The sequence below is a fragment of the Methylophaga sp. UBA3603 genome, assembly GCF_002375335.1.
Lineage (GTDB): Bacteria > Pseudomonadota > Gammaproteobacteria > Nitrosococcales > Methylophagaceae > Methylophaga.
Window position 1 is genome coordinate 91,475 of sequence record NZ_DFMC01000007.1, and the last position, 23,935, is coordinate 115,409.

General features: G+C 46.6%; 25 protein-coding genes. 13 read left to right on the top strand and 12 right to left on the bottom strand.

The features are described from left to right. Positions 1-253: 253 nt before the first annotated feature. The gene (clpB, locus tag B4F66_RS04140) at positions 254-2,839 is read right to left on the bottom strand and encodes an ATP-dependent chaperone ClpB (protein ID WP_292356157.1); all 2,586 of its coding nucleotides are present in this window, start codon (positions 2,837-2,839) and stop codon (positions 254-256) included. A 165-nt stretch (positions 2,840-3,004) separates the two neighbouring features. Between clpB and B4F66_RS04145 the strand changes: the two genes are divergently transcribed. From B4F66_RS04145 to B4F66_RS04165, 5 genes are all read left to right on the top strand, one after another. After that, positions 3,005-3,928 carry an LpxL/LpxP family acyltransferase gene (locus B4F66_RS04145; protein ID WP_292356155.1) on the top strand — a complete coding sequence of 308 codons (924 nt, stop codon included), beginning with the start codon at positions 3,005-3,007 and terminating at the stop codon, positions 3,926-3,928. Between the two features lie 130 nt (positions 3,929-4,058). Further along, the gene (locus B4F66_RS04150) at positions 4,059-5,018 is read left to right on the top strand and encodes a mitochondrial fission ELM1 family protein (protein ID WP_292356154.1); all 960 of its coding nucleotides are present in this window, start codon (positions 4,059-4,061) and stop codon (positions 5,016-5,018) included. A 15-nt stretch (positions 5,019-5,033) separates the two neighbouring features. Beyond that, positions 5,034-6,155 carry a glycosyltransferase family 4 protein gene (locus B4F66_RS04155; RefSeq protein WP_292356152.1) on the top strand — a complete coding sequence of 374 codons (1,122 nt, stop codon included), beginning with the start codon at positions 5,034-5,036 and terminating at the stop codon, positions 6,153-6,155. Then, positions 6,152-7,150, top strand: coding sequence for a glycosyltransferase (locus B4F66_RS04160; protein WP_292356150.1), 999 nt, complete (start codon positions 6,152-6,154; stop codon positions 7,148-7,150). Before B4F66_RS04155 ends, B4F66_RS04160 begins: the two co-directional genes overlap by 4 nt. Beyond that, positions 7,147-8,049 carry a glycosyltransferase family 9 protein gene (locus B4F66_RS04165; RefSeq protein ID WP_292356148.1) on the top strand — a complete coding sequence of 301 codons (903 nt, stop codon included), beginning with the start codon at positions 7,147-7,149 and terminating at the stop codon, positions 8,047-8,049. Before B4F66_RS04160 ends, B4F66_RS04165 begins: the two co-directional genes overlap by 4 nt. Here the strand turns inward: B4F66_RS04165 and B4F66_RS04170 are convergent. The 4 genes from B4F66_RS04170 to B4F66_RS04185 form a co-directional block, all read right to left on the bottom strand. Beyond that, the gene (locus tag B4F66_RS04170; RefSeq protein ID WP_292356146.1) at positions 8,041-9,288 is read right to left on the bottom strand and encodes an O-antigen ligase family protein; all 1,248 of its coding nucleotides are present in this window, start codon (positions 9,286-9,288) and stop codon (positions 8,041-8,043) included. The two genes, B4F66_RS04165 and B4F66_RS04170, sit on opposite strands and share 9 nt — an antisense overlap. 67 nt (positions 9,289-9,355) lie before the next feature. After that, positions 9,356-10,030, bottom strand: a complete 675-nt coding sequence (locus tag B4F66_RS04175; RefSeq protein ID WP_292356144.1) for a lysophospholipid acyltransferase family protein — start codon at positions 10,028-10,030, stop codon at positions 9,356-9,358. Next, complete coding sequence (locus B4F66_RS04180; RefSeq protein ID WP_292356142.1) at positions 10,027-10,653, bottom strand: L-threonylcarbamoyladenylate synthase; 627 nt, start codon at positions 10,651-10,653, stop codon at positions 10,027-10,029. The genes B4F66_RS04175 and B4F66_RS04180 overlap by 4 nt, the downstream gene beginning before the upstream one ends. Positions 10,654-10,723: 70 nt before the next feature. After that, entirely contained in the window at positions 10,724-11,554 is an 831-nt protein-coding gene (locus B4F66_RS04185) for a PHP domain-containing protein (RefSeq protein WP_292356140.1), read from the bottom strand. A gap of 52 nt (positions 11,555-11,606) precedes the next feature. Here B4F66_RS04185 and B4F66_RS04190 point away from each other — a divergent pair, with 52 nt between their 5' ends. From B4F66_RS04190 to B4F66_RS04205, 4 genes are read left to right on the top strand one after another with little or no spacing between them, the layout of a single operon-like run. Further along, positions 11,607-12,200, top strand: a complete 594-nt coding sequence (locus tag B4F66_RS04190) for a septation protein A (protein WP_292356139.1) — start codon at positions 11,607-11,609, stop codon at positions 12,198-12,200. Then, positions 12,200-12,499, top strand: coding sequence for a YciI family protein (locus B4F66_RS04195; protein ID WP_292356137.1), 300 nt, complete (start codon positions 12,200-12,202; stop codon positions 12,497-12,499). The genes B4F66_RS04190 and B4F66_RS04195 overlap by 1 nt, the downstream gene beginning before the upstream one ends. Then, complete coding sequence (locus B4F66_RS04200) at positions 12,496-12,765, top strand: BolA family protein (RefSeq protein WP_292356134.1); 270 nt, start codon at positions 12,496-12,498, stop codon at positions 12,763-12,765. The genes B4F66_RS04195 and B4F66_RS04200 overlap by 4 nt, the downstream gene beginning before the upstream one ends. An 8-nt stretch (positions 12,766-12,773) precedes the next feature. After that, positions 12,774-14,945 (top strand): PilZ domain-containing protein, encoded by a 2,172-nt coding sequence (locus B4F66_RS04205; protein ID WP_292356133.1) that lies wholly within the window; start codon positions 12,774-12,776, stop codon positions 14,943-14,945. A 1-nt stretch (position 14,946) separates the two neighbouring features. Here B4F66_RS04205 and pmbA read toward each other — a convergent pair whose 3' ends face one another. Genes pmbA through B4F66_RS04240 form a run of 7 tightly spaced genes read right to left on the bottom strand, consistent with a single transcriptional unit; the run spans position 14,947 to position 20,414 of the window. After that, complete coding sequence (gene pmbA, locus B4F66_RS04210) at positions 14,947-16,272, bottom strand: metalloprotease PmbA (RefSeq protein ID WP_292356131.1); 1,326 nt, start codon at positions 16,270-16,272, stop codon at positions 14,947-14,949. After that, positions 16,269-16,679, bottom strand: coding sequence for a M67 family metallopeptidase (locus tag B4F66_RS04215; RefSeq protein WP_292356129.1), 411 nt, complete (start codon positions 16,677-16,679; stop codon positions 16,269-16,271). Before B4F66_RS04215 ends, pmbA begins: the two co-directional genes overlap by 4 nt. Then, positions 16,680-17,438 carry a HesA/MoeB/ThiF family protein gene (locus B4F66_RS04220; protein WP_292356126.1) on the bottom strand — a complete coding sequence of 253 codons (759 nt, stop codon included), beginning with the start codon at positions 17,436-17,438 and terminating at the stop codon, positions 16,680-16,682. A gap of 10 nt (positions 17,439-17,448) precedes the next feature. Continuing rightward, a complete protein-coding gene (prmC, locus tag B4F66_RS04225) occupies positions 17,449-18,291 on the bottom strand; it encodes a peptide chain release factor N(5)-glutamine methyltransferase (protein ID WP_292356124.1) in 843 nt (280 codons plus the stop codon). Positions 18,292-18,311: 20 nt separating this feature from the next. Continuing rightward, positions 18,312-19,358, bottom strand: coding sequence for a response regulator (locus B4F66_RS04230; RefSeq protein WP_292356122.1), 1,047 nt, complete (start codon positions 19,356-19,358; stop codon positions 18,312-18,314). A 19-nt stretch (positions 19,359-19,377) separates the two neighbouring features. Then, complete coding sequence (locus B4F66_RS04235) at positions 19,378-19,689, bottom strand: DUF3301 domain-containing protein (RefSeq protein ID WP_292356121.1); 312 nt, start codon at positions 19,687-19,689, stop codon at positions 19,378-19,380. Next, positions 19,686-20,414: a 16S rRNA (uracil(1498)-N(3))-methyltransferase gene (locus tag B4F66_RS04240; RefSeq protein ID WP_292356120.1), complete on the bottom strand. Its 729-nt coding sequence runs from the start codon at positions 20,412-20,414 to the stop codon at positions 19,686-19,688. The genes B4F66_RS04235 and B4F66_RS04240 overlap by 4 nt, the downstream gene beginning before the upstream one ends. A gap of 73 nt (positions 20,415-20,487) precedes the next feature. Here B4F66_RS04240 and B4F66_RS04245 point away from each other — a divergent pair, with 73 nt between their 5' ends. From B4F66_RS04245 to waaF, 4 genes are read left to right on the top strand one after another with little or no spacing between them, the layout of a single operon-like run. Beyond that, positions 20,488-21,309 (top strand): inositol monophosphatase family protein, encoded by an 822-nt coding sequence (locus tag B4F66_RS04245; protein WP_292356118.1) that lies wholly within the window; start codon positions 20,488-20,490, stop codon positions 21,307-21,309. Next, positions 21,287-22,042 carry a peptidoglycan editing factor PgeF gene (pgeF, locus tag B4F66_RS04250; protein WP_292356330.1) on the top strand — a complete coding sequence of 252 codons (756 nt, stop codon included), beginning with the start codon at positions 21,287-21,289 and terminating at the stop codon, positions 22,040-22,042. Before B4F66_RS04245 ends, pgeF begins: the two co-directional genes overlap by 23 nt. A gap of 38 nt (positions 22,043-22,080) precedes the next feature. Continuing rightward, entirely contained in the window at positions 22,081-22,890 is an 810-nt protein-coding gene (locus B4F66_RS04255; protein ID WP_292356328.1) for a ZIP family metal transporter, read from the top strand. Further along, on the top strand, positions 22,890-23,903 hold the full coding sequence (gene waaF / locus B4F66_RS04260) for a lipopolysaccharide heptosyltransferase II (RefSeq protein WP_292356117.1): 1,014 nt from the start codon (positions 22,890-22,892) through the stop codon (positions 23,901-23,903). The genes B4F66_RS04255 and waaF overlap by 1 nt, the downstream gene beginning before the upstream one ends. Positions 23,904-23,935 lie beyond the last annotated feature (32 nt).

Here is a 23,935-nt window from a genome sequence, read left to right on the forward strand (position 1 = left end):
AGGAGCGGCTTTTAGTTATTCTAAATAAGTGACGAGCAACGCAGACCGGCGCGCGCCTCCCTGGCGCGCCGGCATACAGTCCATCCGTGGACATAAGTGGCGCTTTTTCAGGCACAACCCGAAGGGCTGGGACTATTTTTGCGCCCGCCTGCGTTGTCAATCACTTATGTAGTAAGGCTACAATACGTGCTTTCCGCCTTGCCGGACACAAAAATAGTCGCCAGCAGTGGTGGAGATGGAAGATAAACACGCCCTAGTGCATCAGCTCACTGGTAAAGGTTAATTCTTCATCCTGCACATCTACCTTGATAACCTGTCCGGCCACAAAGCGACCAGACAATAAAGCCTGGGCTAACGGGTTTTCCAACTCATGCTGAATGACCCGTTTTAAAGGTCTGGCCCCATAGACCGGATCAAAACCTGCTTCAGACAGCATATCCAGTGCCGCATCAGATAATTCCAGTCCCATTTCTTTTTCTGCCAGACGTTGGCGCAAATGTGACAGCTGGATATCAGCAATCGCCCGGATTTGTGATTTCTGTAACGGATGAAATACCACCACATCATCCACACGGTTAATAAACTCCGGGCGGAAATGCTGGCCAACAATTTCCATCACTGCATTTTTCATGGCGTCATAATTGTCTTCGCCGGCCATTTCCTGAATCACATTGGAACCCAGATTAGAGGTCATCACAATAACGGTGTTTCTAAAATCAACCGTCCGACCCTGTCCATCGGTCAGCCGACCGTCATCCAGTACCTGCAACAGAATATTGAATACATCCGGATGCGCTTTTTCGACCTCATCCAGCAGGATCACTGAATAAGGTTTGCGGCGCACCGCTTCCGTCAGATAACCGCCTTCTTCATAGCCGACATAACCGGGAGGTGCGCCGACCAGACGGGCAACTGAATGTTTTTCCATAAATTCGGACATATCAATTCGCACCATCGCTTCTTCAGTATCAAATAAAAACGTTGCCAGAGATTTGCATAGCTCGGTTTTACCCACCCCCGTTGGCCCTAAAAACAGGAATGAACCGTTAGGACGATTGGGATCTGATAAACCGGCACGACTGCGACGAATCGCATTTGCGACTGAGTTGACTGCTTCGTCCTGACCGATAACCCGTTCGTGCAAAGCTTCATCCATTTTCAGCAGTTTATCGCGTTCACCTTCCAGCATTTTGGACACCGGTATCCCGGTCCATTTGGAAACCACTTCAGCAATTTCTTCTTCGCCGACACGATTCCGCAGCAAGGTGAAGTCCTGCATTTCTGCCTGGGTGGCAATATCCAACTGTTTTTCTAACGCAGGGATACGGCCATATTGCAGTTCGGACATTTTTTCCAGATTACCGCTACGATTGGCCGATTCCAGTTCCAGCCGAGCTTTTTCCAGTTCTTCCTTGATGTGCTGACTACCATGTAAAGCCGCTTTTTCTGATTTCCAGACTTCTTCCAGATCGGTATATTCGCGGGCCAGTTTTTTCATTTCGGTTTCCAGCGTATCCAAACGTTTTTTGGAAGCTTCATCCGATTCTTTCTGCAACGCTACACGCTCAATTTTTAACTGAATCAAACGCCTTTCCAGCCGATCCAAAACTTCCGGCTTGGAATCAATTTCCATACGGATCCGACTGGCCGCTTCATCAATCAAATCAATGGCTTTATCCGGCAGATTCCGGTCGGTGATATAACGATGCGATAAGGTCGCTGCAGCAACGATGGCCGGATCGGTAATATCCACACCGTGATGCACTTCATAACGCTCACTCAGGCCACGCAGAATGGCAATGGTAGATTCCACACTGGGTTCGCCCACCAGCACTTTCTGGAAGCGACGTTCCAGAGCGGCATCTTTTTCAACATATTGGCGATATTCATCCAGCGTAGTCGCGCCGATACAATGCAACTCACCTCGGGCCAAAGCAGGTTTCAGCATATTACCGGCATCCATCGACCCTTCGGCTTTACCAGCACCGACCATGGTGTGAATTTCATCGATAAACAGAATGATCTGACCTTCCTGTTTAGACAGGTCACTGAGTACCGCTTTTAGACGTTCTTCAAATTCACCACGGAATTTGGCACCAGCAATTAACGATCCCATATCGAGGGAAAGCACTCGTTTGTTTTTCATGCCTTCAGGCACTTCACCGTTAACAATACGCTGGGCTAAACCTTCAACAATCGCTGTTTTACCGACGCCGGGTTCACCGATCAATACCGGATTGTTTTTGGTACGACGTTGCAAGACCTGGATGGTGCGGCGAATTTCATCATCACGACCAATCACTGGATCCAGCTTGCCACTTTCGGCACGAGCAGTTAGATCAATAGTGTATTTTTCTAGCGCCTGGCGCTGTTCTTCGGCATTTTGATCAGTCACGCGTTCGCCCCCACGAATTTTGTCTATCACGTTATTAATATTGGTTTTGTTAGCCCCATGCTTGCGTAGCAATTCACCTGTTTGATTTTTTTCCTCAACCGCAGCCAGTACCAAAAGCTCACTGGAAATAAATTGATCCTGACGTTGCTGAGCCAATTTATCCGTTTGATTTAATAATCGGTTCAAGTCTGAAGATATGCGGATATCCCCATTACCACCTTCAACTTGGGAAAAACGGTTTAACTGTGCTTCCAGATCAGCCTGATAAGCTGGAACGTTAACACCGCTTTGGGCCAGTAACGGTTTTACCGTGCCCCCTTGCTGATTTATTAACGCCAACAATAGATGGGCTGGTTCAATAATCTGATGATCGCGCCCGACCGCCAGACTTTGTGCGGCGCCAAGTGCTTCCTGGAACTTGCTGGTGAGTTTATCGATTTGCATCGTAATATCCCTGTAAAAAATAAGTTAATTACAAAATGGGGGGTACACAAGATAATCTCAAGAGGTCGAAACAGAATTTATTTTTTTGCTGAAAAGGCTAATTCATATTTCGGTCATTAAAATTTGCCAAACTGTTAAATTGCTTATCGGACTTCACTACATACTATGCTTAAACACTGGAAATTGCTGGCCTCACGTTTTTGGGGCAATTGGCTAGGATTAGCATTAATGCGATTATCCGTTTATCTCTCGCCCACCAGCAGATCACTCATTGCCTCCATTATAGGCAAGAGCTTAAGCGTATTTGCAGCTAAAAAATGTTTTGTTGCCAAACGCAATATTGCACTTTGCTTTCCGGAGTTATCAAAATCTGAACAGAAAATATTACTGAAAAAAACCTTATACAGTGTCGGCATGATGCCGCTTGAGACGGCACTCAGTTGGTGGGCCTCAGATAGATCTCTTTTAACAATCGTTGATTATGACGGTCTCGAACATCTGCAATCGGCTGTAAAGAAAGGTCGTGGTGTCATTCTAATGACCGGCCATTTTACCAGCATGGAATTGGGCGGTCGTTTGATGATGCTAAAACATCCCATGCATGTGATGTTTCACAATATGAAAAACCCACTGTTCAATCAGGTAATGCTGCACTATCGGCATAAACACAGTGAAGGTAGTCTGCTCCAAGCCGATATCAGGGGTTTATTGCGGGCGCTAAAAGCCAATAAAATCGTCTGGTATGCCCCTGATCAGGATTTCGGTGGCAAAACCTCGGTCTTTGCCAAGTTTTTTAATCTTCCAGCTGCCACGATAGTTGCCCCATCTCGTCTGGCTGAAAAATCTGGTGCAGTGGTTATACCTTTTATGCCTTGCCGTCAGCCAGATGGACGTTATTTGATGAAATTATTTCCAGCGCTGGAAAACTACCCCTCTGGTAATACTCTGCAAGATGCACAAAAGTTAAATGATTGGCTGGAAGCCCAAGTAAAACAGTACCCCGAACAGTACCTTTGGGTTCATCGCCGCTTCAAAACCCAGCCAGATGGACGCGGCAAGTTATATATCCAGCCAACCAAAAGCACCTAATTAAATGTGACAGTCACTGTCATATTTCCGACATCAGAATTACACACTTTTAAACTAAGGTTATCCCAATGAGCAAACGACTCCGTGCCAATTCATGGGGTTGATTCACCAACTTGGGAGCAATGATCAGATGAATGCATCAGTTTCAGGTGAAACCATTATCTGGCGGTTAACTGATGGAAAACCAGGTCATGAAAGTCAGTCATTGGGTCTGGCTCATGCATTGCAACGCATGCGTCCGTGTCAATTGATTGATATTCCGGTATCAGGAAAATTAGCGCCATTTTATCAATGGTTATCTGGAGTCTGGCCTGCCGGAGCAGGTTTACCGCTTCCAGATCTTATTATAGGTGCAGGTCATCGCACACATTTTTCGATGCTTGCCGCCAAGCGTGCTTATGGTGGTAAAACAGTCTTGATGATGCAGCCTAGCCTACCGGTAGGATTATTTGATCTCTGTCTTATTCCTGAGCATGACGAATACCATGGCGGTGGCAATTTTCTGCAAACCCGCGGCGTATTAAACCCATTAAATGCTACAGGTTCTCATCATGCCAATCAGTCGTTGATTATGCTCGGCGGTCCTTCTAAACACTGCGGTTGGGATAACACAGAATTGATGCAATATATTCGTAAACTGCTCTCTGATAATCCCAATACTCATTACACATTAACTACGTCTCGCCGCACACCAGCTGAAACCTTACAGTCAGTGCAATTATTGGAAGCAACCAATCTTGAAGTGGTGCCATTTGAGCAAACTGCTGCTGGATGGGTGGCGGAGCAACTGGCCAGAGTCAGTAGCGCCTGGATCAGTGAAGATTCGGTATCAATGGTCTATGAAGCACTTACGGCAAGGGTTGCGGTAGGCACTTTACCAGTGCCGGTTAAACGCCAAAACCGGGTCAGTAACGGTTTGCAAAAATTATTGACTGAGAAACTGATTGTCCGTTTTGACCATCAACAAAACTATCAACAGGCTTTACAACCGGTAAATGGCTTTATTGAAGCCGATAGATGTGCAGAATGGATTGAGGCTAATTGGTTATCACAACTGGTACCGGGTCGCGCAGCCATTGCCAACACCTAACTTTTATAGTTTATTTTGACGAAACTGACCGTTGTTCAAGTATTGCCCTCGTTGGCGTCAGGCGGCGTCGAACGTGGTACGCTGGAGGTCGGCAAGTTTTTAATTCAGCAAGGTCACCGATCTATCGTAATTTCTGCTGGCGGGCGACTGGTCAAAAAACTTACCAGGCAAGGCAGTAAACATATCAGCTGTCCTATTGGACGAAAATCCTTGCTAACGCTAAGGCAGATCCCCAAATTACGTCGTTTTTTACTCAGTGAAAAGGTAGATATTGTGCATGCCCGCTCACGGCTACCGGCATGGATTTGTTATCTCACCTTGAAAACTATCCCACATCGACAACGACCACGGTTTATTACCACCGTTCATGGCCCTTATTCAGTAAATGCATACAGCGCCATTATGACCAAAGGCGAAAAGGTCATTGTGATCTCAGAAATGATTCGTGAATACGTACTTCGCCATTACCAGGTTAATAGTGACAAGCTGCAATTAAATTACCGGGGCGTTGATACAGCAGATTTTCCTTTCGGTTATCAACCAAATGCTGCGTGGCAGACGCAATGGTATCAGCAGTTTCCGCAAACTCGCGACAAACTTCTATTATGTTTGCCCGCACGAATTACCCGTTGGAAAGGCCAGCATGATTTTATAGAGCTTATTGCAGCACTTAGCAAAATAAATCCTCAAGTTCATGGTCTGATCGTTGGCGAAACCAAGCCTGGCAAAAAACGTTATTTACAGGAAATCACCGACCGAATTGCCGAACTAAACGTGCAATCTCACATCACTTTTACTGGGCACCGCAGCGATATCCGCGACATAATGGCGATGTCGAAAATCGTATATTCGCTCTCCACAGAACCGGAGGCCTTTGGCCGCATCCCGCTTGAAGCGTTAAGCCTAGGTAAACCAGTGATTGCGTATAACCATGGTGGTGTTGCTGAACAGCTGAATCGTATATTGCCAGCCGGTCTTATTACACCCGGAGATAAAGCTGCTTTACAGGCAAAAAGTCTGCAGTGGCTGATCACACCACCTGAGGTGCCAAAAAATCAGGAGTTTTCGCTAAAAAGCATGCTGGAGAATACGCTCGCTATTTATCATTCGCTCGCAGTACCAGAAAAAGCTTCATGAAAATTGCTCAGGTACTTGCCAGCCGTGGCGACGGTGGTTTGGAAAAACATGTATACGAACTTAGTCTTGCGTTAGCTGAACGTGGCCATGAAATCACGGTTATTGCCGACCCAGTATTTATTCGAAAATTGCCAACACATATTCAAAGCATTGCCATCCCCAGCCATTACAGTCGCCACGATCCAAGGCTGTTATGGTCACTGGGAAAGTCATTTCGTCAGGGACAGTTTGATATTGTGCATGCGCAGGCAAATAAAGCCGCAACACTGGTGAATTCGTTGCGTTATTTTTTTTCAGGTCAACGTGTCGCAACTTTACACAATATCAAACGACAGCTCGGAGCTTATCGGCATTTTAATCAGGTTATTGCTGTAAGCAAGCATCTCGCAAAACCCTTTGCCGATGAAAACGTCACGGTGATTTATAACGGCATCCGAACGCCGCTCATCACAAAAGGCCTACAAGAAAAACCGAATGCATTCCCACTTTTGCTGGCAGTTGGCAGACTGGTGCCTGCTAAAGGCTTTGATGTACTCATTAAGGCGGTTGCAGATCTGCCGGTTACCTTATGGATTGCTGGCGACGGTCCGCAAAAAGAACATCTTCAATCATTGATAGATGCGCTTTCAACTACTGCAGATATCCAATTAATAGGCGATCGTCAGGATATTATTCCGTTAATGCAGCAAGCCGATGCCCTGATTATCAGCTCGCGGCGCGAAGGCTTTTCTTATGTTTTCAATGAAGCACTGCTCACACAATGCCGAGTTTTGGCAACAGATGTGCCGGTCGCCAATGAAATCTTATCGGAAGAGTTAATTGTGCCAATTGATGACCCTCAGGTATTAAAAGAGCGTCTACAAAGTTTGTTAGCTGATATGAGCCAATGGTCGGCCCTGATGCAAAAACCCTATGCTGTTGCTGAGCAATGCATGACCTTAACGGCCATGACCGATCAGACGCTGGCACTCTACCGTAAGTTGATCTCATCATGAAATCGCCTCATATTCTAGTGATAAAACATGGCGCTTTCGGTGATTTACTACAGGCAGATGGCGTATTGCATGATATTAGAGTGTATTTCGACCATGCTCGAATATCTTTACTGACCTCATCCGCCTATCAATTGCTAATGCAGCGCAGCCCCCATATCGATTTTGTCTTAACAGATAAGCGATGGCCGTTATGGCGAGTGTCAGATTGGTGGCTACTCAGAAAAACATTAAGAGAGCAGGATTTTGATCTGGTGATTGATTTGCAGAACACGCAACGCACTCGACTGTATAGAAAGCTATTATTGCCAAGATCGCCATGGGTTCAACGTGCGACTAAACATACTCCAGTCAGTGGCTTACAAGGCCAGATTGAGTTGTTGCAACAAGCAGGAATTGATAGTCAATATGCCCGGCAAGCAGATTTACGCTGGCTGGCAGATGATATGCAACAGTGGCTGACTGAGTGCGAAATTAACTCTGGTTTTATTTTATTATTGCCCGGTTGCTCGGCCAGACGTCCCGAAAAACGCTGGCCCTTCTATCCTCAACTTGCTGAAACATTAGCCACAAAAGGCATCAATGTTGTCACCGTGCTCGGGCCAGATGAAAGTCAATTAGCCGAGCAATTTAATGGCAAATTGTTAAAAGATCTCAACTGGTTTCAACTGGCCGGTGTTATTCAACAAGCCGGTTTTGTGATTGGCAACGATTCCGGCCCAAGCCATCTGGCTGCGCATCTGGGTAAGGCCGGTATGGCGATTTTTGGACCGCACAGCTGTGCCCAGCGTGCTGAAATTGAACGTAAACAATTCAAGCCTTACAGCATCAGTTCATTGTCAGAACTGAATGTCGAGACAATCATTGCTTACTTACAAGCTCAAGGTGTCGTTTCAAGCTGAATGCTCAGCAGAGGAATGCTGCAAATCAACTGTCAGTGCCCAACCAACACCTAACCAGACCAGGGCCGCCACCCAGTTGTTTAACAAGCTGATACCACCAATTAATGGCCAAAAACTCAGTAGCAAAATCGCCGAACTGATGGTCAGCAACAGCCAGCTTTTTTGTCGCCATAATGACATCAATGCCTGGTGAAAGATCGCCAACACCATCAAGCAAAATAAACTTACTCCAACAATACCGGTTTCCGCACCAATATGCAGATACAGATTATGTGGATGTGTACATTCAAGAGGAGTGTTAGCCATTACCGCTAGTTCATTACAAACAGCTTGATAACTGTGCAGACCACTACCAAACCACGGATAGTGCTGCCAAACTTCGAAGGCCCCGCGAAACACCTGGCCATAATCCGATTCCCGGAAATTCTGTAATTTTTCGACCGTACTAAACACCATCCGCTGCGATATCTCCGGTAGCAAAAACATCAAAGCAATAATGATTAAAATAAGTAGCAATCCGCCCAGCACCACCAGTTTTTGTCTGGCAGGATATTGCAGCGCCACCCCGAGTAATACCATTAAGCTAGCCGAAACACACAACATAAACGCCATGCGCTCGCCTGTGATAAAAATTAACAATAAAAAGCTCAGCAAAATACCAACGATAAACAGCACTTGCCGATAGGTAGACTGCAAACTGGAAAATACTGCTAGCGCAAGCAATAAGATAAATTCCACCCGCACCATCATAATCCCAGCCACTGGATTACGAAACGGCCCGGTCAACCGGTTTTCTGGAGCAATAGGAATACCAAACCAGTCCACACCTGTTACATATTGCCAGCCAGTATCCAAGACAATAAATAGAGATGTGAATAGCAAGGCGATGAGAAAGTGTTTTTGTCGGTCGCGGCTTGTTAATAACCAGTAAGCTAATGCTGCGGCAAATAAAGGCCAGCGCATAAAGGTAATGGCGTATAGCAAGCTATCAGACGGATCAACGCTAAGAGGTAAGTTTACAAGCAATAAATAAGCCCATAAAAGCAGACTTAAACGAAACCAGGGCTTTCTCGCCCAAAGCCAGTCATGTCGCTGAAACGACCAAATTAAAAACAGAATGCCAGTTAACAGTACAGTCAAATCGGCAATGGCCCGCGAAAATAACAATAATGCCGGTAATAACCATGGCAGTGCAGTTTGGGAGTAACGAACCCAGGTGGGAGTAGTGTCGGTTATCATCAAAGTCTTTCAGTGCAGGCAAAATAACTTCTCAGACTACCTAGGGATTAAGACACTATGATGAAAATTAGGGTCGGGGAATCGGCGTTTCGATTGTCAGAATAATATCCTGCAAACATTCTTCCATTGATTGCGGGGTGCACTGTAATGGTTGGCCCATCGTTAACAGCACCCGACTCGGTATAAAAGGTGCAGTAAACACTTTGCCCTGTGCCGCAACACCATCAATACGTACTGGAAATATCGGTGCAGCCGACCAGCTTGCCAGCCTGCCGACGCCACCCTTAATTTTTCTCGGTGGATCAGTATCCAGATGAATTTTTCCGTGGGGAAACAGCGCGATGATCTCACCCTGCTGCAATGCTCTTAAGGCCTGCCTTAACGCCTGCTCAGGGCGGCCGGAACGATCAACAGGAATACAACCTGCCTTTTTAAAAACCCAACTGACCAATGGCCGCTCATACTCTTCCCGAGCAATCAAAAAGCGTAACGGACGTTTACTGGCAGATATCAGTAATAAGGGATCAACACCAGATACATGGTTAGCGACTATAATCGCCGGGCCAGTCTCTGGCAGATTTATTTTCTGTTCCGGTAAATGCTGAATATACCGGCAGATTAAGCGAGTCCAGCCATCCAGCCAGTTAACTGACGGTCCGCCCCAATCGGCTTCAGCATGAATAATGCCGATAAGCCAGATACTGAAAGCGATTAACAGGAATAAACCAAGATAGATGATCATTCCACCTCAAACGGTTCAGGATCACCCATACCAACGCGAACCACTTCGGGTAAGTCATTTATAAACTCGACCACGGTCGTCGGCTCACTGCCACATGCTCCGCCATCAATAATCAAATCCACATGTTTACTCAATTGATCGGCTATTTCATCAGCCTCTGTCATAGGCATGGTCTCACCCGGCAAGATAAGTGTTGAACTCATTAAGGGTTCATTCAGTTCTTCCAGTAGGGCAAGGGCAATATTGTTAACCGGAATTCGTAAACCGATGGTTTTACGTTTGGGATGTTGCAATCGACGTGGCACCTCTTTAGTCGCCGGTAATACAAATGTATAGGGGCCAGGGGTATGCGCTTTAATCAAGCGGAAGACTGCATTATTGAATTTGGCGTAAACCGATAGCTCAGACAAATCCCGGCACACCAGCGTGAAATTGTGATCAGCATCCAGTTGGCGCAAACGACGAATACGATCCATAGCGCCTTTGTCACCCAAATGGCATCCCAGTGCATAGCCCGAATCGGTTGGATAAACCACCAAGCCACCACTCATTATTATTTGACAGGCTTGTTTAATCAGGCGCGGTTGCGGGTTATCCGGGTGAATTTGAAAATACTGGCTCATCTAAAACCTTCGTTAATTCTTTAGTTCGTTAATTACTTGTATATACCATAACCCATGCCGCATGACCGTCTTACTGCCATAAAGACCATACCGGTTTACAGGAAGCAGGCAATGGGAGGAAGCGTCCAAGCTCACTCCAAGTCTGTTCCGGACCATGAAAATCCGATCCACAGGAAGCAAGCAATTCATAATGTTTTGCCAGTGCTGCTACATTTCTCAGTTGATCTGGATGCTGATGGCCGGAACTAACCTCAATGGCTTGTCCGCCCGCTGTTTTAAAATCATCAATCAGCCGTCGCAGCTTGGTACCAGTCATTTTATAACGTAACGGATGAGCAATAACCGCCTGGCCGCCCGCCTCGATTATCCATTCAACTGCGGATTCCAGATCAGTCCACTGTCCCGGCACATATCCAGGTTTCCCCCTCAACAAAAAACGTTTGAAGACATCTTTCGTATTGGAGGCATGACCTTGTTCGACCAGAAATTGTGCAAAATGCAGTCGTCCTAACATGGTCTTAGATGCATATTTTCCCGCACCTTCAAGCGCGCCCGAAATACCGGATTTTTCCAAACGCTGCGCAATTTGTTCGGCTCTTTGTTGCCGATATTGGCGGATATTGGCTAAACCGTTTTGCAATTTAACGTTTTCAATATCAATGTTCAGCCCGACAATATGCACCGTGCTGCTATTCCAACTGACCGAAATTTCGACCCCGGGAATCAATGTGAGTGGCTGATCTGCGGCAGCTTCAAGCGCAGCCGTAATGCCCTCTGTACCATCATGATCAGTAAGCGCCAGCACGTCGACTCCTTGCTGAACAGCTCGTTCAACCAATGCTTTCGGAGACAATGCGCCATCAGAGGCGGTGGAATGGCAATGCAGGTCATAGTGCGTCATGGTGTTGATTTTACGTTAGAATGTGGCATCTCTGTAATAACTGAACAAAAAGATGAAACTATTTACTGATTTCCTGCCCATTATTCTGTTTTTCATTGCCTATAAATTTGGTGGCGGCGTCTACCACTGGAATGGTCAGGAATATGAGGTGGCCGGCATCTATGCTGCAACAGCGGTAATGATGGTCGCTACACTGGTTCAGGTTCTTTATGGTTTGCTGCGTCACGGCAAAGTGGAAAGACAGCATTTAATCACCTTTATTCTGGTGATGGTGCTTGGCGGGGCCACGCTCTGGTTACAGAACCCGGAATTTGTGATGTGGAAACCCACCGCGGTGAACTGGTTGTTTGCATTAGCCTTCATTGGTGCCAGAGTGTTTACCGATAAAACCCTGCTTGAACGTCTGATGGCAGCGCATATGCAATTACCAACCGTGGTCTGGTCAAGACTGAATACTGCGTGGATTCTGTTTTTTATCTTTTCCGGATTTCTGAATATTTATATCGCGTATTACTACTCAGAAGAAACCTGGGTGAACTTTAAATTATTTGGCTCTTTGGCCATTACAGTGGTATTTATTGCCGGGCAGGCTATTTATCTATCCCGTCATATAAATGGAAATAATGATTCGAAGGATGCGTCCTGATGTTATATGCCATTATCAGCGAAGATAAGCCCGATAGCCTGCAGCGGCGTATGGCTGCCCGTCCGGCTCATCTTGGTCGTATTAAGGCGTTACAGGATGAAGGTCGTTTAGTTTTGGCTGGTCCACATCCGGCAATTGACAGCGAAGATCCCGGTGAAGCCGGATTCAGTGGCAGTTTAGTGGTCGCCGAATTTGACGACTTGCAAAGCGCCCGGATTTGGGCCGAGGCCGATCCCTATATTGAGGCCGATGTGTACGCCAAAGTAACTGTTAAACCATTTCGTAAGGTCTTACCTTGAGTTTATCAACACAACAAAAACTGGAACAGGCGTTACAGCAGCTTGATCCGATTCAGTTGCAGATCACTGATGACAGTCATCTGCATGCAGGACATGCAGGCAATACTGGTGGTGGCCACTTTACGGTATTTATTGTCAGCGACGCGTTTGCCGGTTTATCTTTAATCAAGCGTCACCGGCTGGTCTATGACGCAGCGGCTGAATTACTCCCCTCTGCTATTCATGCGTTAAGCATTCAAGCTAAAACGCCTGATGAACTGAAATAATTCGGGCAATGGCAACGGAAAACAGTAAAGCACAAAACCAGGCTTTTCTGGCCCAGCTGGATCGACAAAGACTACAAAAACCCTGTCAACGCATCATTGATTTACGCGGTAAAGTGACCGGTGAATGTCAGCCTTATGAATTTGGCGATGTCACCCACTATCTGGACGACCGTAGTTATTTAATACTCAAGCAGCTGGTTGAACGCATGGGGGGGCGTTACACCGTCGGTGTTTACGAAGCACTGATGCAGGCCATCCGTCAGTTTCAACAGCAATCACAACAGCAGCAACCAACTCCCGTTGAGGACGATGGCTTGTTGCTTATCCGGCTGGATAAACCGGTAAGTCGTCAGGCGCCTCGCATGCTACTGACGCTGCCGGTCACCATACAAGTGGGTGAACTTAGCTACCATGCGATGACCCTGGATGTCAGCATTGATGCTATCCGTGTCAGCATGAAGCATGTATCTGCATTGGAAAAAAACGATACCGTTAACGTCAGTTTTGAACATTTTCCCGACGCTCATAATACTGAACCCACACAAATAGCGTTTGACGTTACCCGGATGCATCATGAGGATCAGCGAACCTTTGCTGTATTACGCTTTCATGACTCGGTGGGTGATGACATTCGTCAAGCGTGGCAAAACTGGTTAAGCAATCGAAATCAGCACAGTCCTGCTGAGCTGAATAATGAAATTCTTAATCTGACCCAAAATTGTCTGTTACGTTTATACAGCCAGCAAATGCCCAGCCTGCTCTGCTGGATGGGTGAACAGCAATCGCCCAATGTCACCGCTCTCCATAGCAGCACTGTCTGTGATCAGATTTTCATCAACACACCTGACTTGTTGTCCGTCGTGAAAAGAGTGCTCTCTCATATTGAGCAAAACAATTTAAATTGCGGGTTTGTGGCGCTTCATGCTGAAAAGCTGGTGGTGATTGATGTCAGTGAAAGTGCAAGGCTAAGACAATTTTGGCCTTGGCCCGAAAAAACACAACTGTGGCATTTCAATGTAACAGCATTGGCAGTTGATGAATCAATTTATCATCCGCATTTTGATATCATGGCTCAATCGGACCCGCGCATTGCCGTTGATTTTTCACGCAAGGTTTCACAATTAAAAAATCTGATAGAAATCACCGATATTTCGGCCTGCTTGCAACAGCTGAGCAATGATGAAAAGCAAATTCATGCTGATGAAAATATCGAAAAACCGGCGGTGTTTTTTAACTTACCCCCCGTCAGTTCGCTCAAAGCATTTATTCGACGCCAGCAAAGCCGCTATAACGTGCTTACCCCCGTCAATTTATTTATAAATAGCCAGGAACATGCGTCGCAAACCAACGAGGTTTCGATTAATGGATTGTCGTTATCGGTCAATGCTGATTTGCCGGTGAAGATAGGTGCCCGGGTAACCTTACATTTCACCCGTTGGCAATCACAGCGTCCGCAATTAAATTTACGTAGTGTGCCGTATGAAGTTAAGCGAGTGCAGAAGTTTGCTGAACAAACTGAACTTGGTTTGCAACGCCTGGTCACCCAATGCCCATTCGCTGTAAATCAGTTTTTTGAAAAGGCCATTAAAGATAACCAACAGTCCTTGTCGCGGCGCGAAGATGATTTATTGCAAATGCAGTACAGTCGGGTTTATCTGGATCTGCTGAGTCACGCACCGCTCAATACAGCGTTATTTTTTGGCCTGGATATTCAACAAAAACGCGTGTTGCAGGCGGTGGCTGGCCATTCTCAGTTGTTAAATCATACCGACAACAAATTATGGCAGTCGATTTCCAATTCCATTCAGCGGATCACATTACAGTTGAAAACCGTTCATACTGAAAATGTGGTGACTCATGGAATGGGACTGTATTGTTACCGCTCAGGTCATCAGCCCTGGCAGATCATCTGTGAACATGAACTGCAATCAGCAGAAGCCAAAAATCTGCTGTTGCACAGACTGTTTAATTCGGAAAGTTATTATATTTTCCATTGTCAGCTGGTCAACAACAAAACTGACTGGTTGCATGATGAGCAGGATTTGACACGTCAAATCAATGCGTTACGTAACCAAAGCGCTCATCGCATTAAAAACCTAAGGCAGATGCTATTTTCAATATTTGCTGTGGCTTATTTAACTGATATCACTAGCTTCGTCCGCGATAGCATCGATTCTTAAACTAAGCCGCCACCATCATTTTATCGATCCACACTGATCCGCTACGGATATTGCTGCGTAAGTCCACATCATTAGCTACCGCTTGGATACCTTTAAACATATCCTGCAACTGACCGGCAATGGTGAACTCATCAATGGCATATTGAATTTCACCATTTTCCACCCAGAATCCGGCAGCGCCTTGCGAATAATCACCGTTAACAATATTGACGCCCATGCCCATGGTTTCAGTCACAATCACGCCCCGATCCATCGCCTTCAGCATGTCCTGAAATGATAAATCGTTACTATCAACGGTAAGATTATGCACTCCACCCGCATTTGCGGTGGTCGTCATATTCAGACGTCGGGCTGAATAACTGTCCAGCACATAACCCTGTAATAAACCGTCGCGGATAATATCTCGATTTTGTGTCGCCACCCCTTCAGCATCAAAAGCCGAACTGCCCAGCGCCTTAAAGAGATGTGGCTGTTCATGGATATGCATAAATGATGGAAAAATCTGTTCACCCAGTTTATCCAGCAGAAAACTGGATTTACGATACAAAGCACTGCCTCGAATTCCGCCCACCAGCTGACCAAATAACGATGAGGCAATTTCAGCAGCAAAAATAACCGGGTAATGACCGGTCTCAATTTCACGGGTATTGAGCCGTTTCAACGTTTGCTCAGCGGCTTTGCGACCCACCGAAACAGCAGAAGTCAGATCCTGACTGTCACGGGCAACGTCATACCAGTAATCCCGTTGCATACCGGTCTCATCACGGGCGATTAATGTACATGACAAACTATGGCGAGTGGATTGCGTCTGACCGATAAAACCGTGACTGTTGGCATAAATCCGCTGACCTTCATGTGATGAAACACTGGCCCCTTCTGAGTTACTGATTAACGAATCAAAATCGCGACCGGCCTGCTCACATTCCATTGCAAGTGCAATCGCCTGTTCCGGAGACAACTCCCAAGGGTAGTACAAATGCAGATCCGGAAAGGAGGTAGCCATTAATGACGCATCGGCCAACCCGGCAAATTTATCTTCCTGAGTGTGCTTTGCAATACTGCAGGCCATCGCCACTGTTTCGTGAATGGCTTCAGGCCGCAAATCGGATGTACTGGCAGAAGCTTTGCTTTGCCCCAGATACACCGTTACGCCAAGCCCGGTATCTTTGTTGTGCTCCAGCGTTTCAATTTCAGCCTGACGCACATTTACCGATAAACCCAGACTTTGACTGATACCCACTTCGGCAGCAGATGCCCCCAGCTTTTTAGCCGCATCCAGCGCCTGCTGCGCTGCATTTGTTAAGATTGATGCGTCAAGTTTACTCATATGATCAAATTAACCTCTTCGATATTCTGTCCATGTTTTTGAAAGCCCCGCATTTCCAAAACACCGCGTGTATTCAATGAAATAATCAGATATAACGCCTGTGGATAGTCTGCAACATCCTCGTCAATAACCGACGGTAATGCTGGAGCATCGGGATGAGAGTGATAAATGGCGAACAGTTCCTGATTGCGTTCTTTCATTTCTTTTAATGCGGCCAACTGTTCACTGGCACTTAATGCAAATAACACGCTGGCATCGGTTTTGACGCTGTCTACCGGATAACACATACAGCGTTGTCCATGGCGGCCTATTAACCCGGAAATTTCCTGCTGCGGTGAAAGTTGTGCTTCATGTAATAGCTCATTCACCAATGTTCGCGGTAAACGTATCGTCGTTTTTGCTGTCATTTAGCTATTCTCATTATCGTGACATACCGGGCAGGCCGGATCCTGTTTTAACGTCATTTCTCTTATCTGCATTGACTGCGCATCAACCAATAATAAACGACCATTGAGGGACGTTCCTGTATTGGCCAGCAATTTGAGTGTTTCAATCGCCTGAATGGATCCCATCATGCCCAGTAATGGTGAGAGCACCCCGCTCTCCGCACAGCTTTGCTGAATATCGCCACCATTATCATCGTACAAACAACGATAACACGGTGCATTGGCTTGTCGGGCATCATAAACTGAAACCTGTCCTTCCCATCGAATAGCCGCAGCTGACACCAACGGTGTTCTGGTTTTCTTACTCACCCGGTTGAGCAGAAAACGACTACTGAAATTATCGGTGCAATCGACAATCACGTCAGCAAGCGTTGCCTGCTGGGTTAACTCGGCTTCGTTCAGGCGATGCTCAATGGTTTCAACTTTAATTGTGTCATTCAAACTTTGCAAAGTCGCCGCAGCTGAATGTGTTTTTGTTTTGCCTACAGACGTCTGTCGATGCACGATTTGCCGCTGCAGATTGGTCAGCTCAACAATGTCGTCATCCACCAGCACTAGATGCCCAACACCTGCAGCCGCCAGATACAACGCTACTGGCGATCCTAATCCTCCCAGCCCAATGACCAGAACGCGGCTTTCCAAAACGCGCTGTTGGCCGGTGATGTCAAAATTCGGCAAAAGAATATGGCGGCTGTAACGCAGCAACTGTTCATCATTCATCAGCAGTATATTACCTGAATTCGCGGCTTACGGAGCGTTTGCCAATGACCACGCGATCCTGCTGACCATAATCCTGAAAAGCCTGTATCTCACTAAAGCCTGCTTGCTGGAACAATGCTTGAACGGCCTGCGACTGATCATAACCATGCTCTATCATTAACCAGCCGTTCGACTTTATTACCCGCGATGATTGATGGACCAGCTGCCGGATATCATCCAGACCATCAGCCCCGGAAGCTAATGCTGTCAAGGGTTCAAAGCGTAAATCGCCATCGGTTAAATGAGGGTCATCTGAACGAATATAAGGTGGATTGGAAATAATGATGTCCAGAGCTTCAGGCTGTATGGCATCTAACCATTGGCCGCGAACAAAATGTATGTCTAGATGGTTTTTTACCGCATTCTGTTTAGCCTGCATCAAGGCCGGCTGAGAATAATCCGTTGCCAGCATCCAGATATCATGACATTCCGCTTTAATTGCCAATGCAATAGCCCCACTGCCGGTTCCAAGATCGGCAATACACATTCCCGGCTGAATTTTTTCCAGAGCCAGTGACACCAGTAACTCGGTGTCAGGTCGTGGGATCAGGGTATGCTGATTGACCTCAATATCCAATGACCAGAAGCCTCGGCTGCCGGTCAAGTGGGCAATCGGAGTGCCTTGCCGGCGCTGCTCCACCAGTGAAACAAAGTTCTGTTGCTCGGGTGATGTAAGTTGTTGTTCCGGATAACTGATCAATCGTGATGGTGCGCACTGCAATACATGACATAACAGACTTTCAATATCCTGTCGCAGCGTTTGACTCGCGACCAGTTGCAATCTGGCCCATTGCAAAGCCTGTTGAATCGTCATTGTTTTACTAATTCGTCAAATCAGAATAAATTGATTTGTAACAACGCTAATACACCCGCCGCCAGCGCGATCATTAATAAAGCATTGGTAATACGCTGCCGCTTAATCAGCTGATTTTGCTGTAACAGCAGTTGAGCCAGTTCCTGCTTGAGAGTTTCGGTCATTGGATCGACCGAGTCAGGCATTGCGGACAGCTGCTCGGCTATTGCTGTTTCAATGCTGGGTTGCAGTGCCGTCACCAGTTGTTGTTCAATCGTGTGTTGCTGACTGGCCAACCAGCGCTCGGTTTGAGCAGTTACTTGCTGTTGCCAGTGATTGGACTGATTCAGGTTTTGCATTGCTGTTTCAGCGGCATCAGAGGCTTTTTCCAGCAATACCGTCTGCATTTGTTCCGTTTGCGTATTGAGTTGATGCTGAACCTTTTCCTGCACTTCACCACTGATCTGCTGACTTATCTCAGTAGACAGCCTTGCCGCTAATCCATCCAGTTTTTCATCAATCAACTGCCTGGCGATATTTTCTGCAATCTGCTGACTACGCTGCTCTGTTTGCTGTTGAGCTTGTTGTAACCAGCTTGGTAATAATGATTGCTCAACCTCAGCTGTAATTTCCTCTATGGACGGAATTGAGGGAATTTCAACAGGCTGTAAAGGCTCGGCTACAGAGGGTTGTTTTTCTTCTGTGGTCACTGATGGTGATGATAAGGCAGCTAAAATCGATTGTAGTTGTTGCGCTTCAGGTGGTTTGGACAATAAAGCCAATACACCACTGTCGTGTGCAGACAGTTTATCCGCTTCACTGTCATTACTTGTGCAAAGAACCACCGGAATGGATTGCCAGCGGGCATCGTTTTTTATCTGACGGGTTGCTGTCAGACCATCCATGCCCGGCATCATCAAATCCATAAAAATGATTAATGGCGTTTGATCACTGGTTTCCAGCCAGAACAAGGCTTCATCAGCGCTACCCTGCTCAACCACTGAAAATCCAGAAGATTGCAACAGTTTGCAAAGCATCATGCGGGCAACACGAGAATCATCAACGACTAATGCAAGTTTGGTGGTCATACCTTCTACCTCTGATGACTTAACTGTAACGGTGCGGATCCAGTTGGATCGTTTTGACGCGTTTGCCCAACATAACGATTTCACCACGATAACGTTGTTGCATATCACTGGCAAACTCAAAAAAATAAGTACGTTCTAATTGCATTCTGCCGGTCGAACCTCGTTTGAGACGGATTTTTTGCCAGGCCACGGTATCGTTGAGAAAACTCACTCCCATCGACTGACAATATTGACTGGCAACCTTGCTGGCATGTTCCGCAACGCCGCGGCTGTCCCACCATATCCAGCCTATGACCGCCAGAATCAACAACACAATGGTACTATCATTCACGCGATATCTCCCCAGCCAGCCTGCACCATCGCTAATGCTGCTGCAGAAGCGGTTTCGGTTCTCAGAATTCTCGGCCCTAATGTAATACCGGTGAACCCCGCATCATTTGCCCGTTGTACCTCTATTTCACTCAGGCCACCTTCGGGACCAATCAGTAAAGCGATCTGCTGGGCTTTTTTTATACTGGAAAAACTTTTTATCGCCTCTGGATCCAACACCAGCTTGCAGGCATCGTTCACATTTTCCAAAGCGGCATCTATTGACGTGATGGGCAATAACTCAGGCAAATAACTTCTGCCGCTTTGCTCACAGGCACTGATAATGACACCTTGCCAATGATTTATTCTTTTCTCGGCACGATCCCCGGAAAGTTGCACATTACAGCGCTCGGTCACCACCGGCATAATACGTTTCACGCCAAGCTCAACCGCTTTCTGTATGGCGTAATCCATCCGTTCACCTCTTGAAATACCCTGCATCAACAGGATATCTAATTGAGACTCGTTATCTGTGTGTATTTGCTGTTTAAGGCTGACGGTTGCCTGACGCTTATCAACCTGCTCCAGCTGCGCCTGATATTCCAGGCCCTGCCCATCAAATAAATTCAATAAAGCACCAGGCTTCATGCGAAGTACCTGCACGGCATGGCGGAAAACCTCATCTGGCAACTGCATTGGTGAATTGGCAGGCACTAGAGACGCGCAATAAAAACGGGAAACACGCATAAACAAGCTTCAACTGACAAAATGAATCAGCAGTTTACAGACTGCATCACAGAGTTTGAATAATAAACCTTAAATGGCTGATATACTTTTTGCCATGGATACCGACCTCGCCAAACTTCAAAACTGCCTGACTGACACAGTTCAGCAGCATTTGATGCCATTATTCAATACTGTCAGCCGTCAGTATAAACATGATGGCAGCGTGGTTACCGTTGCAGATAAATTGATGCAGCAGACCATCACTGAGGTTTTGCAGCGGGATTTCCCGGATATCAAATTGCTGGGCGAGGAAATGACCGCCCTTCAACAAGCTGAATTACTCGACAGTAATGACGCACTTTGGTGTCTCGATCCAATAGACGGCACCAGTAATTTTGCCGCCGGCATGCCTTTCTTTTCCATTTCCCTTGCCCTTATTGAAAAGGGCGAAGTAACGCTTGGGTTGGTTTATGACCCAGTAATGAATGAGTGTTTTGCGGCAAAAAAAGGTGCAGGAGCATGGCTTAATGGTCAGCGATTAAAAGCTGAAATTTCCGGGCTTGCACTTAATCAGACATTGGCCATCATAGATTTCAAACGTTTACCCATATCCCTTTCTCAACGACTGGTTGAAGAAAAGCCTTATGGGTCACAACGCAGTCTTGGCTCAATTGCCTTGGAGCTATGTTGGCTGGCTGCGGGACGTGCCCAATTGTATTTGCATGGACGGCAGCAAATTTGGGATTATGCTGCAGCGCAGCTGGTTATTCAGGAAGCTGGTGCATTTGCCTGTACCTTGGATAATGAGCCGGTGTTCAGCCGCAGTTTAACTCCCCGTTCAACCTGTGCAGCCAGCGATGAAAACCTGTTTGCCGCCTGGCGTGATTACCTGCATGTACCGCGTAGTGATGGCTGAATTATTTCTCGAAGTAAACTGGCCTGCTCCAAAACATATTAGAGCAATTACCACCACTCGAAACGGTGGACAGAGCACGGGTCCCTATTTTTCGTTAAATTTGGGCGATCATGTTGGCGATAATCCGGAGGTGGTAACGGCTAACCGACAGAGACTATTTGAAAAGGCTTTATTACCAGCCGAGCCGTTATGGCTTAAGCAAACCCATAGCACCGACGTTATCGATGCAAACCTTTGGCAAGCCGATATTGAAGCCGATGCCATTATCAGTGATTCACCAGACACTGTCTGCACGGTAATGACAGCAGATTGTTTACCATTATTAATAACGGATAAATCAGGTACCCAGGTGGCTGCTGTTCACGCTGGCTGGCGTGGTTTAAAAAACGGCATTATTGAAAACACATTGGCCCAGTTCAAAGCGCCATCATCAGAGATCATTGTCTGGCTGGGCCCTGCGATTGGCCCACAGGCTTTTGAAGTTGGGCCGGAAGTTAAAGCTGGATTTGTGGTAATGGATGCTGCAGCTGAATCGGCTTTTATCTCAACACATACCGATCGTTATTTGGCAGATATTTATCTACTCGCCAGACAACGCCTGATTGCGCAAGGCGTAACTGCAATCTATGGAGGGGAAAATTGTACCTTCACTGAAAAACAGCGTTTTTTCTCGTTTCGCCGCGATGGTGTTACCGGGCGAATGGCATCACTGATATGGATAGCAGCTGAATAAGGTATGATTTGCGCATTATTTTTGTCGGTCAGGTGCATATGGACTTATTAATCTGGATTATCATTTTCAGTATTCTGGGGGGGCTGCTAAGCGTAATAATTGCGTCAAGTTTTCTGCTATTACCCACCAATACTCGCCAACACGCAGTGCCACATCTGGTCAGTTTTGCCATTGGAGCCTTGCTTGGTGCCTCCTTCCTGGGTTTGCTACCGCATGCGATTGAGCACGAATTTGTGGTTGATCCACATAATATCGGGCTGACATTACTGATTGGTTTATTGAGTTTTTTCCTGTTGGAAAAAATGGTGTTATGGCGTCACTGCCACAGCCATCATGGTCATGAAAATATTCCAGAACTAGGTGAGGATCACCATCACCACCATCATCAGGAAGATACCAAAAAAGCCGCTGGCGCTTTAATTTTGATTGGCGATGCCATTCACAACTTTGTTGATGGTGTGTTGATTGCCGCCGCATTTTTAACGGATGTACATCTGGGGATTGTCACCGCATTGGCGATTGCTGCACATGAGATCCCCCAGGAACTGGGTGACTTTGTCATCTTGTTGCACAGTGGTTACTCACGGCGCAAAGCACTTTATTTCAATATGCTTTCCAGTCTGGCAACGGTAGTCGGTGCTGTAGCCGCTTACTTCCTGTTGGCTGATATGCAGCACATTCTGCCGTATATCCTGGTTGTTGCGGCTTCCAGCTTTATTTATATCGCTGTGGCCGATTTAATTCCGGGCCTGCACAGCAAAGTAAAGCCTTCCGAAACATTCCAGCAAATCTCCTTGATTGCTGCAGGGGTGGTGTTTATTTATCTGGCGCATAGCACGCTGCATTAATGCCAGCTAAACACGATATATTGGTCATCGGGCCCTCCTGGGTCGGTGATATGGTGATGGCGCAGTCTTTATTCGCTGCGCTTAAGCAGCGTTATCCCGATGGCAATATTGATGTGCTGGCGCCGGAATGGACCCGTCCCTTACTGGCGCGTATGCCTGAAATCCGCGAAGCGATTAGCATGCCGGTAACCCATGGTGTGTTTGGCTGGAAACAACGGCGGCAAATAGGTCTGGGCTTGCGGCATAAAAAATATGATCAGTCTATTGTGCTGCCGAACTCCTGGAAATCGGCGCTTATTCCCTGGTTTGCCCAAATACCAACTCGCACCGGCTGGCTTGGCGAAATGCGTTATGGATTGCTTAATGATCCTCGCAAACTCAATAAACAAGCTTTACCGTTAATGGTGCAACGTTTTGTATCGCTGGCACACCCGGCCAGTCAGGCACATATTGCACCGGAATATTTTCCCCCAAAAATGATTGCCGAAGCTGTATCCAATGAACTGGCTCCAGTTAAATCGCCAAATCAGAAACGTCTGGTTTTATGTCCGGGCGCTGAATTTGGCCCAGCAAAACAATGGCCAGCGACTCATTACGCAGAGCTGGGTGAGCAGCTTACGCAGCAAGGCTGGCAAGTTTTGATTATGGGCTCTAAAGCCGATACAGCGGTAGGTGAACAGATCGTTGCAGGTATAACCGATAAACAGAATGTTGTGAATCTATGTGGCAAAACCAAACTGGGCGAAGCCATAGATTTAATTGCCACAGCCGATCAGGTTGTCAGTAATGATTCCGGCTTAATGCATATTGCTGCTGCACTCAATAAACCTTTAATCGCGATTTACGGCCCGACATCGCCAGCCTTTACCCCACCGCTCTCTGATAATGCCCAACTGGTGCAGATTCCTATTGAGTGTAGCCCCTGTTTTCAGCGGACTTGTCCGTTAGGTCATCACAAATGTATGCAGGATATTTCTTCTGCCACCATAACCAAAATGATTTTAACAAATTGATTTTTATCATCACCTTAAAATAAAAAGAGTAA